10 protein-coding genes are annotated in these 15,291 nt (G+C 68.0%); 5 read left to right on the forward strand and 5 right to left on the reverse strand.

Features of this window, described 5'->3' with window-relative positions:
• Positions 1-242: 242 nt before the first annotated feature.
• The gene (locus O3I_RS13790; protein WP_014983540.1) at positions 243-767 is read left to right on the forward strand and encodes a hypothetical protein; all 525 of its coding nucleotides are present in this window, start codon (positions 243-245) and stop codon (positions 765-767) included.
• On the opposite strand, the gene idi is transcribed toward O3I_RS13790, so the two are convergent.
• The 3 genes from idi to O3I_RS13805 form a co-directional block, all read right to left on the reverse strand.
• Positions 745-1,317, reverse strand: a complete 573-nt coding sequence (idi, locus tag O3I_RS13795) for an isopentenyl-diphosphate Delta-isomerase (protein WP_014983541.1) — start codon at positions 1,315-1,317, stop codon at positions 745-747. The genes O3I_RS13790 and idi overlap by 23 nt on opposite strands.
• Entirely contained in the window at positions 1,314-2,186 is an 873-nt protein-coding gene (locus O3I_RS13800) for a geranyl diphosphate 2-C-methyltransferase (RefSeq protein ID WP_014983542.1), read from the reverse strand. The genes idi and O3I_RS13800 overlap by 4 nt, the downstream gene beginning before the upstream one ends.
• A 143-nt stretch (positions 2,187-2,329) precedes the next feature.
• Positions 2,330-3,736 (reverse strand): family 2B encapsulin nanocompartment shell protein, encoded by a 1,407-nt coding sequence (locus O3I_RS13805; protein WP_014983543.1) that lies wholly within the window; start codon positions 3,734-3,736, stop codon positions 2,330-2,332.
• 532 nt (positions 3,737-4,268) lie between these two features.
• Here O3I_RS13805 and O3I_RS13810 point away from each other — a divergent pair.
• Positions 4,269-7,205: an acyl-CoA synthetase gene (locus O3I_RS13810; RefSeq protein ID WP_051066941.1), complete on the forward strand. Its 2,937-nt coding sequence runs from the start codon at positions 4,269-4,271 to the stop codon at positions 7,203-7,205.
• A 116-nt stretch (positions 7,206-7,321) separates the two neighbouring features.
• Positions 7,322-7,921, forward strand: coding sequence for a class I SAM-dependent methyltransferase (locus O3I_RS13815; RefSeq protein WP_014983545.1), 600 nt, complete (start codon positions 7,322-7,324; stop codon positions 7,919-7,921).
• Between the two features lie 52 nt (positions 7,922-7,973).
• Here O3I_RS13815 and rffA read toward each other — a convergent pair whose 3' ends face one another.
• Together rffA and O3I_RS13825 are read right to left on the reverse strand one after the other, a co-directional pair.
• Positions 7,974-9,113 (reverse strand): dTDP-4-amino-4,6-dideoxygalactose transaminase, encoded by a 1,140-nt coding sequence (gene rffA / locus O3I_RS13820; RefSeq protein ID WP_014983546.1) that lies wholly within the window; start codon positions 9,111-9,113, stop codon positions 7,974-7,976.
• Positions 9,103-10,227: a glycosyltransferase gene (locus O3I_RS13825; protein ID WP_014983547.1), complete on the reverse strand. Its 1,125-nt coding sequence runs from the start codon at positions 10,225-10,227 to the stop codon at positions 9,103-9,105. The genes rffA and O3I_RS13825 overlap by 11 nt, the downstream gene beginning before the upstream one ends.
• A 330-nt stretch (positions 10,228-10,557) precedes the next feature.
• Here O3I_RS13825 and O3I_RS13830 point away from each other — a divergent pair, with 330 nt between their 5' ends.
• Both O3I_RS13830 and O3I_RS13835 read left to right on the forward strand, forming a co-directional pair.
• On the forward strand, positions 10,558-12,717 hold the full coding sequence (locus O3I_RS13830; RefSeq protein ID WP_041562599.1) for a membrane protein: 2,160 nt from the start codon (positions 10,558-10,560) through the stop codon (positions 12,715-12,717).
• A 24-nt stretch (positions 12,718-12,741) separates the two neighbouring features.
• On the forward strand, positions 12,742-14,991 hold the full coding sequence (locus O3I_RS13835) for a membrane protein (RefSeq protein WP_041562600.1): 2,250 nt from the start codon (positions 12,742-12,744) through the stop codon (positions 14,989-14,991).
• Positions 14,992-15,291 lie beyond the last annotated feature (300 nt).

Consider the following 15,291-nt stretch of genomic DNA (forward strand, 5'->3'; position numbering starts at 1 on the left):
GTGCCGTTCCTATGATTTCTCTCAGGATTGCGGACATGCTCCTACGTAGATATGCGCATCTACACATTTGAGCCGTTGTGGGCGGCCGATCGCCAATGCCTGTGTGGCGGGATAAAAACCGCAAGGGCGGTATGAGATTCTCGTCATGCTCGTGCTCCACCCGCTCCGCGAAAGGTCCAGCCCGATCGGCGACCGGTGGGTAGGTCGCTGCTCGGGGTCCGCCCGCGAGAAGAGGTGCCGCGGTGTTGCTGCTCGGCAAGTTCACCCTGACGGCGGCGGTATCCGCCGCGTTCCTCATCCCGTTCTTCCCGGATACAGCGTCCGCGCTGCCGCCGGCGGGCACGTGTGCGGGCGGCGACTTTCGCTGGACCGCTGTCGACGGCGCGATCGATATGTCGCCGAACACGCTGACCTTCACCTCGGTCGGTGTGCTGCGGGACTGTTCCGGCGGCCCCGAGGGCATCACCGGCGGCACGTTCACGGGCACCCACATCGCGACCTCGGACTGCATGCATCCGGCGGACGGGCCGATCACCGTCGACGTGCTGTGGTCGAACGGGGAGACGAGCAGGCTGTGGGGTCAGTGGCCGGTCACCATGCAGCAGCCGACCGTCGGCCCGCTGGCGGTGGTGGCCGGACTCGGCCAGGGCAGCACGGTCCGGATCACCGCGGACTACGAGATGATGACCCCCGAGATGATCGGCGGCTGCCTCGGCCCGGGCCTGCGCACCGGCGTCGGCCGGCTCAGCGCGGCGACGTTCCAGTGACCGCCTGCTCGGCGACGTCGAGCACGCCCGCCAGCCACGGCGTGTAGCTGCCCGGGTCGGCGATCAGCCGCTCGCGCAACGTGTCCGGGTGGATCCACGCGTAGTCGGCGACCTCGGCCGGGTCCGGGTGCGGCGCCCCGTCGGTGAGTTTGCCGACCAGTACGTGATCCCATTCGAATTCGACGCGCCCGGTGGCGGAGTCCTCGGCGTGGTAGCGATAGACGCCCACCTCGGTGAGCGCGGTGGCCAAGCCCATCTCCTCGGCGAGGCGCACCGCGGCCCCGGCCTCGACCGGTTCGCCCGGTGCGGGATGCCCGCAGCAGGTGTTCGCCCACTGTGCCGGGAAGCGGGTCTTGACCGCCGCCCGCTGCTGCAACAGCACCCGCCCGTCCGCGTCGTAGAGCAGCACCGAGAACGCGCGGTGCAGCCGGCCCGGCGCCTGGTGCGCCAGCGCCACCGAGCACGTCCCGACCGCGTGACCCGCGTCGTCGACGAGCTCGACGAGCAGGGCCTCGCGGTCGGTCAGTGGCTGGTCGGCAGAGTTGGTCACCTGCCTACCTTATCGGCGGCGATCAGCAGGTACTGGAAACTGCCCTCCTTGTACGCGGTCAGGAACGGCTTCTCCACGCCGGTCGCCAGCTCGGATTTGGTGCGCAGTTCCCAGTAGGGGATGGTCGCCGCGGTGAGGTCGGTGACGCCGATCGGGACCAGGCCGTTGTCGGCCATGGCGCGGAAGTATTCGCTGCGCGGGTGGATCATGCAGCCGTAGTGCGCGTCGATCCAGCTGACCGACGACGATCGCCCGCCGGTGAGGTCGTTGGAGCAGCCGGTGATGCAGACATAGCGGCCGCCCGGTTCCAGTAGCCGGGCGAATTCGCGGAACAGATCGAACAGGTCGACGTACATCGTCGTCTCGTTCGTCCAGATGGCGCGCCTGGACCACGGCTCGAATCCGGTTTCCAGCATGTTCCGGAAGTGGAACTGCACCTTGTCCGCGACGCCGCGTGCGGCGGCCTGCTCGTTGGCGAAGCGCACCTGGTATTCGGAGATGGTGACGCCGTCGACCGCGCAGCCGAAGCGCTGGTTGGCCATGAAGCTCGTCCCGCCGCGACCCGATCCGCCGTCCATCAGCCGGTCCCCGGGCCGGACGTCACCGAGATTGTCGAGCAGCAACTCGGCCTGCGCGGTCTCCAACCGGTGCAGTTCCTTGACGATGCGTTCCTGCCTGGTCTCCTCCGGCCCGGTCAGGACCGACAGATCGGGGGCGCCGATACCGTAGTGATGGTGGTAAAGCCCGTCCACCTCACCGAGTTTCGTGTTGACCCGGTCGTCGTTCGGGTTGTTGTTCCAGTAGTCGGCGACCGACTTCTGGTAGCTGGTGCGGAGCACGGTGTCGGTGTGCGGGTTGAGCGTGGTCATGCGAGATCATCCCCTTTGGTCACGGTAGGGCTCACATTGCGGGACTGCGTCTTTCGGGGTCGTCGGGTCGGTGGTCAGGTGTCGTTGTAGCGTCTGCTGCCGGCGTGCCGGGCGCGGGAGAGCGCCGACATGGCTGCGCCCCGTCAGTCGGCTTGGCGGGCGACCAGGACGTTGTCGAGCACGCCGAGCGCGTCCGGGACCAGCACGGCGGCCGAGTAGTAGCAGCTGACCAGGTAGGAGATGATCGACTGGTCGTCGATGCCCTTGAACCGCACATTCAGGCTGGGCTCGTACTCGTCCGGGATGCCGATCTGGTGCAGGCCGATCACGCCCTGGTCCTTCTCACCGGTGCGCATGGCCAGGATCGAGGTGGTCGCGGTCTCGCTGACCGGGATCTTGCCGCACGGGAAGATCGGCACCCCGCGCCAGGCGGGCACGCGGTGGCCGTCCACGTCCACCGGGTCCGGATACAGGCCGCGCTTGCTGCATTCGCGCCCGAACGCGGCGATGGCTTTCGGGTGGGCGAGAAAGAGTTTGGTGCTGCGGCGCATGCTGAGCAGTTCGTCCATGTCGTCCGGCGTGGGCGGGCCCGACTCGGTGGCGATGCGCTGTTTGAGATCGCAATTGTGCAGCAGGCCGAAGTCGGGATTATTGACGAGGTCGTTCTCCCGGCGTTCGTAGAGCGCCTCGACGGTCAGGCGCAGTTGCTGTTCGACCTGGTTCATCGGATCGTTGAACAGGTCGGCGACCCTGGTGTGTACCCGCAGCACGCTCTGCGCCAGGCTCAGCTCGTATTGCCGCGGCGCCGAGTCGTAGTCGACGAAGGTGCCGGTGAGCATCGGCTCCCCGGCGTGCCCGGACGCGACTTCGATATCGGCCTCGCCCTTGTGGTTCTGCGGCTGGGTGGACACCGCGGCGACGCGCGAGAGTTGCTCGCGGAGTGCGGGTGCGTTCTCGGTCACTTCGTCGAGGGCTTGCCTGGGCAGCACGAGAACCGTTGTCCGCGTGACGGTTTTGACGGTGGCCGGCCAAATGGCATCCGGATCGGTGAGCGTTTGTTCGCCGAAGAAATCACCGCCCGCCAACATGCCGAGTTTGGTCTGCTCGCCGTATTCGCCGGAGCCCAGTTTGCTCAGTTTTCCGTGCACGATGAGGACGACCTGATGCATCGGATTTCCGAATTCGGCGACCACGGTGCCCGGTTCCAGATCTCGCTGCTCGAAACGGTCGGACAGCGCGCGCAACACTTCTTCGTCGTCGAAACCGCGCAGTGGCGGAAGTTCCTGGAGTTCCAAGGGAATGACGCGCGCCTGTGACCCGTCGACGATGAATTCCACCTCGCCGTTGCCGACGGTGTGCGTGAGGCGGCGGTTCACCCGGTACACACCGCCGTTGACCTGGGTCCATGGCAGCATACGGGTGAGCCAGCGCGAGCTGATGCCCTGCATCTGCGGTTCGGATTTGGTGGTGTGCGCCAGTTTGGCGGCCGCGGAGGTACTGAGGCTCTTGCGGACATTGTTTTCCGTGTGGACGGGCATTTCGATGGTCATGCGTGGTCCTCCCCTCGAGTTAAGGCACCGAGACGAACAGCTCGAAGACGGTTTTACTGCACCACGAATAAGCGGGCAGGAAACCCGCGAAAGCTACGGTGAACGAACGAAATGTCTTACACGACAGTGTGTTCCAGACGGCCCGAGTTTAGTCCGGGCGGTCGGGCCCGCGCAGCGGAATATCGCAGATGTTCGTGCCGCGATTCGGATGGTCACGACACGCGACCGATCGAAACAACGCCGGATAACAGTGTGCGTACGAACGGTGATTCGGCGGACAGATCGCGCGGCGATAGCTACCCTCGCGCGCCGCTAACAGCGCGCGACCGACATGGATCGGGTCACAGCAGCCACATAATGGACACTTGGTGTGGGAAGCTCGACGGAACATGTAGCCGGCGTACTTCTCGGGGACCGGAAGGGACTCCTTTTCGGCGGAGTGCGCCGGTCGTGTGTGCCACGTTCTAGGGTAGGGCCAGGAGCGATTGTGAAGTTCAGCGCGAAGGATTTGGTCGGGTCGGTGCAGCGGTTGATGGCAACCGCGCAGAACGGCCTCGAGGTCATCCGCTTCGGCGGGTTGACCCATGATGTCGAGTCGTCCCCGTTCGAGGTGGTCGAGCGCAGGCGCATGTACCGGCTGCGACACTACTTCCCGGACGACACGACCCCGGACCGGCCGGTCGTGCTGCTCGTGCCTCCGTTGATGGTGAACGCCGACATCTGGGACGTGAACGCCGAGGACGGCGCCGTCGGGATCCTGCATCGGGGCGGAATCGATTGCTGGGTGGTCGATTTCGGCTCGCCGGCGAAAGAAGAGGGCGGCTGGGAGCGCGACCTGGCCGACCATGTGCTCGCGGTGAGCAGCGCGATCGACGCGGTGACCGAGGCGACCGGCAGCAGCGTGCACCTGATGGGGTACTCGCAGGGCGGCATGTTCGCCTACCAGGTCGCCGCCTACCGGTACGGCAAGGGCGTGCAGAGCATCGTGACGTTCGGCAGTCCCGTCGACATCGTCGCGGGCATGCCGTTCGGCCTGCCCTACGGCATGGTCTCCGACGTCGCCGATTTCCTGGCCGATCATGTGGTGACCCGGCTGCCGATCACCGATTCGATGGTGCGGATCGGCTTCCAGATGCTCGATCCGATGAAGACCGCGAAGGCCAGGCTCGACTTCCTGCGCCAACTGCACGACCGGGAGGCGTTGCTGCCCAAGGAGCGGCAGCGCCGGTTCCTGAACAGTGACGGCTGGGTCGGCTATGCCGGTCCGGCCGCCGCCGATCTGCTCAAGCAGTTCGTCGCGCACAACCGTTTGATGTTGGGCGGCTTCGTGATTCGCGACCACCCGGTCTCGCTCGCGGAGCTGAAGTGCCCGATCCTCGCGTTCGTCGGCGAGGTGGACGACATCGGCCAGCCCGGGGCGGTGCGCGGCATCGTGCGGGCCGCGCCGAACGCGGAGGTCTACGAGGCCACGCTGGTCGCCGGGCATTTCGGTCTGGTCGCGGGCAGCACCGCGACCAACCACACCTGGCCGCTGGTGCGGCAGTGGGTCGACTGGCTCGAACGAGACACCTTGCTGCCGCCGGAGATCCATCCGATGGTCGATCAGGTCGAGTCGAACCGGCCGCGTTCGGCGGCCACCCGCGTGGTGCACACCGCGGCCTCGCTGGCCGAGGCGGGCGCGGGCGTCGGTAAGGCGCTGGAGGGTATCGCGAACAACACCGTGCGCGGCTCGGTGGAGCTGGCGGGGGAGGCCGCGCGGGCGTTGCCCCGGCTGACCCGGCTCGGCATGATCCAGCCGCACACCCGGATCTCGCTCGGCAGGCTGATCGCCGAACAGGGCAGGCGCGCCCCGCTGAAGGATCTGTTCCTCTTCGACGACCGGGTGCATACCAACGCCGCGGTCAACGTGCGCATCGACAACGTGGTGCGCGGGCTGATCTCGGTCGGCATCCGCCCGGCGATGCGGGTCGGTGTGATCATGGAAACCCGGCCGAGCGCGCTGGCGACGGTCGCCGCGCTGTCGCGGCTCGGCGCGGTGGCGGTGCTGCTCGCGCCCGGCAGTGAACTCGTTCGCGCGCTGGAACTGACCCACGTCGACACGGTGGTCGCGGATCCGGAGAACCTGCGGCACGCGGCGGGCACCGGCGCGCGGGTGCTGGTACTCGGCGGCGGGGACGCCAGGCAGTTGGATCTGCCCGCCGACGGCCAGGTGATCGACCTCGAGCAGATCGATCCCGCGCAGGTGAAGCTGCCCGGCTGGTACCGGCCCGACCCCGGGCTCGCGCGGGAGCTGGCGTTCGTGCTCGTCACCGGCACCGGCGACCGGCTCGAGACCAAATACATCACCAACCATCGCTGGGCGCTGTCGGCCTTCGGCACCGCGACCACCGCCGACCTGAACCGCAGGGACACGGTGTACTGCCTTGCGCCGCTGCATCATTCGTCCGGCCTGCTGGTCAGTCTGGGCGGCGCGATCGCGGGCGGCAGCCGGATCGCGCTGGCCCGCTCGCTGGACCCGGCCCGGTTCGCCGAAGAGGTGCACCGCTACGGCGTCACGGTGGTCACCTACACCTGGACGATGATGCGCGACATCCTCGACGCCGAGGTGTTCCCGGCCGGGCCGTATTCACCCAGCCCGGCCGCCAACCACCACTGGCATCCGATTCGGCTGTTCATCGGCTCCGGCATGCCCGCGGGACTGTGGCGGCGTACTACCGAGCAGTTCGATCCGGCGCGGGTGGTGGAGTTCTACGCCTCCATCGAGGGTGACGTGGTGCTGGCCAATGTGCAGGGCGCCAAACGCGGCTGCAAGGGCAGGCCGGTCCCCGGCACCGCCCGGGTGGAACTGGTTGCCTACGACCCGGTCACCGGGGAGATCCAGACCGACGAGGCCGGGTATGCCCGGCGGTGCGCGGACAACGAGGTCGGCCTGCTGATCGGCAAAGCGTCCGAGGGCGTGGACATTTCCGTCGGCGGGCTGCGCGGCGTGTTCGCGCCCGGCGACTCGTGGATGCCGACGGAGAACCTGTTCCGCCGCGACAGCGACGGCGACTACTGGCTGATCGACCGCAAGGACACCGTCATCCACACCGCGCGCGGGCCGGTGTTCGGCCAGCCGATCGTCGATGTGCTCAACGACATCACCGCGGTCGACATGGAGGTCGCGTACGGACTGGACGCGGGTGAGCACTGCATCGCGGTCGCCGCCGTATGTGTGCGCAAGGGATTCCGGCTGGAGCCCAAGGACGTGACCGAGGCGTTGCGTGCGCTCGATCCGGACCAGCGGCCCGATGTGGTCTACGTGGTGGACGAGATCCCGCGCAGTTCCTCCTACCGTCCGTCCACCCGTGCGGTGCAGGCGGCGGGACGCCCCGAGTCGGGGCCGGATACCTGGTGGTACAACCGGACCTCGGACGCCTACGAAATCCTCACCGAGGAAGACGCGGCCGCCGTGCTCGGCGACCGATAGCCGTTCGCGCGCCGCCGAATTCAGCAGCTCGAGCCGCCCGCATGTGCGGGCGGCGGCCGCGCGCCGTAGCATCCCACGCTGACGTTGCTGTCCGATTCTGTTCACAGGGGTATTTGGTGCGATCGAGCCTGATCTACCGCAACGCCACCGTCTACGAGTTGCTGATGCGCGCGCTGTACGGCCGGCACTACGCGGCCCGGTACCGCGCCGTGGAGGCGCTGGTGCCGGTCGGCGCGAGCGTGGTCGACCTGTGCTGCGGTCCGGCGACCCTGTACACCCGGTATCTGCGGCAGAAGTCGGTCGACTACACGGGGTTGGATCGCAACGACGGATTCGTCGCGAAGCTCAGCGCGGCGGGCGGGCAGGGCCGAGTCTGGAATCTGAATTCCGACACACCGCTGCCCGCGGCGGACTATGTGCTGATGCAGGCCAGCCTCTATCACTTCCTGCCCGATCCCGCGCCGGTGCTCGACCGGATGCTGGCCGCGGCGCGCAAGCAGGTGATCATCGCTGAGCCCGTGCGCAACCTGGCCAGCAGCGACAATCGAGTGCTCGCGCTGCTCGGCCAGCGTTTCACCGATGCCGGTGACGGCGCGCAGGCGCACCGCTTCACCGAGGCGACGCTGGACGAGTTCTTCCGGCGCTACGCGGCCCGCATCGACCGGCAGGAACTCATCGCGGGCGGGCGCGAAAAGCTGTACGTCCTCGACGCTTAGGCGCTGTCTCGAAGTCCCATCCGGCGCATCCGGCCGGACTTCGAGACAGGGCCTAGACGGTGAACTCGGTGACCGCCGCGACCACGCGGCCGATCTGATCGTCGGTGAGGTCCGGCCAAAGTGGCAGGCGCACAACGGTTCCGGAGAACTGCGCGGTGCGTACGCAGGGCTGCGGGGTGCGGCCGAGTTTCAACCCGGCCGGGCTGGAATCCAGTGGCACATAGTGGAACGGCGCCACGATGCCCTGGCCGCGCAGATGCGAGATCAGGTCGTCGCGGCGGTCCTCGTCGGGCACGCGCAGGTAGTAGAGGTGTGCGGTGTGCTCGCGATCGCCGGGCACGGTCATCAGCCGAACGTCGTTGCGGGCGGCCCAGTCCGGCAGTGCGGCGGCGTAGGCGTCCCACACCCGGTGCCGTCCGGCCTGGATGATGGCGAACTCGTCGAGTTGCGCGTCGAGCACGGCGGCGTTCAGTTCGCTGGGCAGATAGCTGGAGCCGATGTCCTGCCAGGAGTACTTGTCCACCGCGCCACGCAGGAAGCGGGCCCGGTCGGTGCCCTTCTCCCGGATGATCTCCGCGCGCGCCATCAGGATCTCGTCGGTGAGCAGCAGCGCGCCGCCCTCACCGCAGTGCACGTTCTTGGTGTCGTGGAAGCTCAGCGTGCCGAGCGCGCCGAGGGTGCCCAGCGCGCGTCCGCGCCAGCGGCCGCCGAGCCCGTGCGCGTTGTCCTCGACGATGGCGACACCGTGCGCATTGGACAGTTCGAGCAGCCGTTCCATATCCGCGGCGACACCGCCGTAGTGGATGACGACGACGGCCTTGGTGCGGTCGGTGATCGCGGCCGCCACCGATTCCGGATCGATATTGCCGGTCTCCGGATCGATATCGGCGAACACGCAGGTTGCGCCGCGCAGGGCCATCGCGGTCGCGGTGGACGTGAAGGCGAAACTCGGCACGATCACCTCGTCGTCCGGGCCCAGCTCCAGCAGCAGGCCCGCCATCTCCAGCGCGGAGGTGCACGAGGTGGTGAGCAGCGCGTGCGGCGCCTCGGTGATCGTCTTCAGCTTCGCGGTCGCCGACGCGGTGAACGGTCCGTCGCCGTGACTGTGATCGGAGCCGAGCACGGCCTCCAGATTGGCCAGTTCGCGGCGGGCCCGGAACGGGCGGCTGAAGATGATGCGGTCAGTGGTCAACCCGGTCGTTCCCCCTGTTGGCGGTGGTGGTCAAGGTCCGCAGTGCGGCGGTCGCGTCGGCGGCGGGATCCTCGACTGCGGAGGGTAGTGCCTGCGGACGCGGCGTCGGTGAATCGACGGTCAGGTAGAGCGGCTTACCGACCAGAATGTGCAGCGCCACGCCGAGGTACTCGGCGATGAGCCCGAGCGAGAACAGGATGGCGCCGGACACGAGCAGCAGGACGACGATCATCGACGCCCAGCCCTCGGGCGCCCAGTTGTCGGTGGTGAGCGCCTCGTAGACGATGAAGGCGGCGAGCAGCCCGCCGCCGAGCGCCAGCGTCACGCCGAGCATGCTGACCAGGCGCAGGCCGCGAGTTCCGCTGCACAGCACCATCTTCCAGAACAACGAGAACAGCCGGCGGTAGTTGTAGCCGGATTCTTCCCGGCCCTCCGCGCGCAGCACCACCGGTACCTGCGCGACCTTGCCGACCACCCAGGTGAGCGCGACATCGAGGTACACCCCGTTGGACGCGACCTCGGCGAGCTGGCGGCCGATGGCGCCGCGGATCAACCGGTAGCTCTCGAACCGAGTGGAGTCGGGGAACGCGAACAGTGTCGCCAGCACCAGTTTCGCGCCGCGTGAGGTGAGGTTGCGCAGGAAGCCGTGCGGGCGGGTGTTGCTCGGCTTCGAGTAGACCAGTTCGGCGCGTTCGGTCAGCGCGGCGTCGAGGAAGGTGCCGATGAACCGCGGATCGTGCTGGCCGTCCTCGTCCATGGTGACGATCCAGTCGCCGTTCGCCGCGGACATGCCCGCGATGGTCGCGGCGTCCTGGCCGAAATTGCGGCTGAGCCAGATGGTGCGCACCTCGGGGTAGGCGCGCTCGAGTTCTTGCAGCACCACATCGGAGCGATCGGGTCCGTGGTCGTGCACGAGGATGATCTCGTCGACCTGGAAGGTGACCCCACCCGCGGTGGTGCTGGGACGGGTGAGCTCGTGGAGTTCGGCGACCAGCTCGCCGACGGTGTCCTCACCCCGGTAGATCGGCACGACGACAGAGATGCCGTGCGATCGGGCGGACCGGCCGTTCGGTACGACGGCGGAACGGGGCGTCTGATTGGACGGAATCGGCATCAGCTTGATCGACTTTCGATGACGGTGCGTGCCGGTAGCTCCCGCGGGACAGCAGGGCCCGAGCCGTCCAGAACTCTAGCATGGTGCGGGTTTCCGATTCCGGGGCAGCACATCCCCCCATCATCATCGCGGCGGCGGGCTGATGCCAAGTGCCACACCGCTGTGTAGGGTTTGGAACTCGTGACGGAAAGCGCAGTGACGAGGGTGGTGCTCCCCGGGTCCGCCGAGGTCAACACGGCTACTTCTGCCGAGCCGCCCGCGCATGCCGGAGCGGACCGGGCCGCGTCGGCGCCCGAGCCCGCGGCCGGCGATCGCTCCGCTCGTCGCGAGGTGTACCGCTGGGGTGCGATCACCGTCGCCGGCGTGATCCTCGGCTACGTCGCGGTGTTGCTCGCCAACGCCAGGCACTTCTACACCGACGACACCGAATCCCAGTACACCGGACTGTGGATCGGGCTCGGGCGCGCGCTGCGCGACGGCACCTTCCCGGTGCTGGTGCCCGAGCGGTGGATGTCGGGCAACAACACGATGGACGACGCGGGCCTGTTCAACCCGCCGCAGCTGCTGATCGATCTGATCGCGCCCTCGGTAGACAACATGGCGCTCTACGCCACCGTCGTGAAACTGGTCTTCGCGATCATCTCCGCGCTCGGCGTCTACCGGATCTGCCTCGCCTACGGCGGCCGGCCCGCCTGGTCGGCGGTGGCGGGTATCGCGTTCCCGCTCTCGGGCTTCTTCCTGTTCTTCGACGAGGCCAGCTGGATGACCGCGCTCACCGGCACGGCCTGGCTGGTGCACGCCTGGGCATCCTCGGTGCGCTACACCCGCGGGCAGGGCGGACCGATCCCGGTGTTCGTCTATCTCTATCTGACGATCTCCACCCAATACATCTTCCCGGCGGTCGAGGCGGCGCTGATGCTGCTCGCGGTCGCGGTGGGCGAGCTTGTGTACCAACGGAAATGGCTGCCCGTACTGCGACTGGCGATCGTCGGCGGCTGCGCCGGACTGGCCGGGCTGCTGACCTTCCTGCCGAGCATGCTCTCGGCCAAGGTCACCTGGCGCGGCACCATGGAGATCAACAACGACCAGTTCCTCACCGTGCCGTGGTCGGAATCGCTCAACGCCAGCCTGCCGAGTTCGATGCCGGCCTTCACCTCGTGGTGGGGCTACGTGCAGCCGATGCCGGTCACCTACATCGCCTGGTTTCTGATTCCGGCGCTGGCGTTCATCGACTGGCAGCGGGCCCGGCAATCCTGGCGGGAGCTGACCGGCGTCGCGTTCTTCGCGGTCGTGATGCTGATGTGGGCGGCCGGGCCGGGCTCCATCGGCCCGCTGCGCTGGCCGGTGCGGGTACTGCCGATGCTGGCCATCGGGCTGCTGGTGCTGGTGTGCGTGCTGCTCGGGCGCTACGCGACCACACGGGATCTGAAGAACCGGACGATCGCCGCGGGCGTGCTGATCTTCCTGCTGTTCGTGCGGACCTTCTCCGCCGATCCGCACCAGGTGGGCTGGCATGTGCTCGCGGTCGCGGCGGTGGTCGCGCTCGGCGCCGGCGTGCTCTGGCTGGATCGGACCAAAGGCACGGCCATGGCCTGCGCGCTGGCGATCGTCGCCATGTTCCCCATCGCCTACCTGCAGGTGAACGCCGCGCAGCCGACACCGATGACGTGGAACCTGCCGACCAACCGCTCCGAGGCCGAGGCAGCCTTCCCGGACTTCCCCGGAACCACCCTCCAACTCGCCGAGCGGGGCCTGGTGCAGCCGGGGGACAAGAGCCTCGAAGGTGCCTACGGCTCCCTGGTTTTCGGCAACTACGCCAAATCGCTGGACCTGAGCTACGTCAACGGCTATACCCCGACCGGCCACTTCTATTTCGGTGAGCTGCTGTGCATGCGCTGGGACAGCAGCGTGTGCCCGGATGCGTTCCGGCGCATGTTCGCTCCCGAGCCGACCACTGGGCGCAACCTCGCCGACCTGATGAAGATCGACCGGGTGGTGTTGCAGCGGGCACTGTTCCCGGACGCGCGCAACCAGCCCGCACCGGAGGGCTGGAAGTGGGTGGACTACCCGGGACACGAGCAGTTCATCTCGGTGCTCGAACGCGTCGACGGGCCGATCTCCACGGTGAACGGACGGGTCTCGGCCACCAAGAACGCGACGGCGACATCGATCTCGGAGACCGACACGACCAGCCGGGTCCGGGTGAGCGCGCCCGCGGGCGGCAAGGTGGTCTTCGCGCGCCTGGGCTGGCCCGGCTATCGCGTGACGCTGAACGGCAACCAGATTCCGATCACCACCGTCGCGAAATCGTTTGTCGCCGTTGACCTTCCCGCGGGCACCCAGAACGCCGAACTGGTGTTGACCTGGCGTCCGCCGGGCTGGAAGATCGGCATCGCCGCGCTGGCCGCCGGTCTTGTCGGCACCGGTGTGCTGCAGTGGATGTACGTGCGCTCGCGTCGACGGACAGGGGAGCAGCCCGCCGCCGTGTGATGCCTGTAGGGTCTGGGACTCGTGGTGGAAAGCAGTAGCGCGCTCGCTCGGCGGGACGTGTACAAGTGGGGTCTGATAACCGCACTCGGCGTGATCGCCGGATACGGCGCCGTCCTGCTGGCCAACGTCCGGCACTTCTACACCGACGACACCGAGTCGCAGTACGCCCCGCTGTGGGTGATGCTCGGAAATCGCCTGCGGGACGGGCAATTTCCCATGCTGGTTCCCGAACACTGGATGGCGGGCAACTACACCATCGAAGAGGCGGGCCTGCTGAATCCGCCGCAGCTGCTGATCGATCTGATCGCGCCCTCGGTGGACAACGTCGCGCTCTACGCCACCGTGGTGAAACTGATCTTCGCGATCGTGCTCGGCCTCGGCGTGTACCGGATCTGTCTCGCCTACGGCGCGAAAGCCCCGTGGGCGGCGGTCGCCGGCGTCACCATGCCGTTCACCGGCTGGCTGCTGTTCTTCGACGAAGCCAGCTGGTACACCGCGTTCGTCGGCACGGCGTGGCTGACGCACGCGTGGGCGTCCGGGGTCCGCTACGCGCGCGGACTCGGCGGGAGCGGTAAGCCCGGATCCAGCGGGCCGATCCCGACTTTCGTATTCCTGTACCTCGCGATCTCGGTGCAGTACATCTTCCCGGCCGTGGAAGCCGGGCTGATGATCGGCGCGGTCGTCGTCGGTGAGGTTGTCTACCAACGCAAATGGCGTCCGTCGCTGTGGTTGCTCGCCACCGCCGGCTGCGCGGCGCTGGTCGGGCTGGCCACCTACCTGCCGAGCATGCTCTCGGCCAAGGTGACCTGGCGCGGCACCGCCCAGATCAACAACGACCAGTTCCTCACCGTGCCCTGGTCCGAATCGCTGAACGCCAGCCTGCCCAGCACGCTGCCCGCCTACAACTCCTGGTGGGGTTACGTGCAGCCGATGCCGGTCGTCTACATCGCGTGGTTCCTGATCCCGGCGCTGGCGTTCATCGACTGGCGCAAGGCACGGGAGAACTGGCGGGAATTCACCGCGATCGCGTTGTTCGCGATCATGGCGCTGATGTGGACCGCAGGCCCCGGCGCCATCGGGCCGCTGCGCTGGCCCGCGCGGGTGCTGCCGATGGTGGCGCTGGGGCTGCTGGTGCTGGTGTGCGTGCTACTCGGGCGCTACGCCACCTTCGACGGCTGGCGGCGGCGCGGCATCGCCGCGGGCGTATTGATCGGGTTGCTGTTCGTGCGATCGTTCTCCGCCGCGCCCCGCGAACTGGGCGGGCATGTGATCGCGGTGCTCGCCGTGGTCGCGCTCGGGGCGGCCGTGGTGTGGCTCGGACGCAACAAAGGAACGGTCGCCGCCTGCGCGCTCACGCTCGTCGCGGTGTTCCCCATCGCCTACGTCCAGGTGTGGGCCGCCCAGCCGACCCCGATGGGCTGGAACCTGCCGACCAACCGCTCCGAGATGAAAGCCGCGTTCCCCGACTTCACCGGCACCACCCTGCAACTCGCCGATCGCGGACCCATCACGCCCGGTGAACGAAACCTGAAGGGCGCCTACGGGTCTCTCGTCTTCGGCAACTACGCCAAAGATCTCGAACTGACCTACGTCAGCGGGTACACGCCGAACGGGCACTACTGGTTCGGCGAACTGCTCTGCATGCGCTGGGACACCAGCGTGTGCCCCGACGCGTTCCGGCGCGCGTTCGACATCGAACCCGGCACCGGACGCACCATCGTCGACCTCATGAAGGTCGACCGGGTCGTGCTGCAACGCGCGATGTACCCCGACGCCCGCAACCAGCCCGCACCGCCCGGCTGGAAATGGGTCGACTACCCCGGCCACGAGCAGTACATCTCCGTGCTGGAACGCGTCGACGGTTTGCTCTCCACCCGCAACGGGCGCGTCGCGGCCGCTCTCGGCGTCACCGCCACCTCGGTCGCCGAATCCGACCGCACCAGCACAGTGCGGGTCAGCTCCGGCACCGGCGGCCAGGTCGTTCTCGCCCGCCTCGGCTGGCCCGGCTACCACGCCACCCTCGACGGCAAAGACCTCCCCACCCACCTCGTCGCCAAAACCTTCCTCGCCGTAGACATCCCGGCCGGCACCAAGAACGGCGACCTAGAACTCACCTGGCGTCCCCCCGGCTGGCAAATCGGCGCCGCTGCCATCGCCCTCGGCCTGATCGGCGTCGGCCTGCTCCAATGGCTGTACACCCGCCGCCGCGACGACGAACTCGTCGAACCGGCCCCCGACGCCGCCGAACCCGATCTGGCCGACGCGTCGCGCTGAACTGGCCGAAAAGTCGCCTCACAGGGCTTGTCGACACCTCACACAGCGACATGCCGTGTGGCGCGCCGAGGCTCGGTGTGGGAGGTCTGTGAAGTGGCCGAGTTGCGTGCGGTTCGCACTCGGTTCCGGGCGTGATGGGCGGGCAGTGGGCGCGCGGGCCGGGGTGGTCGTCGAGGAATCGTGCGGTGGCGACTAGAGTGCCCAGCGCGACAGGAGGTGCCGCCTGGTGGATTTCGACGATGACCGGAGCGTGGCTTCCGCACGCACCGAGGAGGTGATCCGCGCGGTGCCCCGAGCCCC

Source organism: Nocardia brasiliensis ATCC 700358 (assembly GCF_000250675.2).
Taxonomy (GTDB): domain Bacteria; phylum Actinomycetota; class Actinomycetes; order Mycobacteriales; family Mycobacteriaceae; genus Nocardia; species Nocardia brasiliensis_B.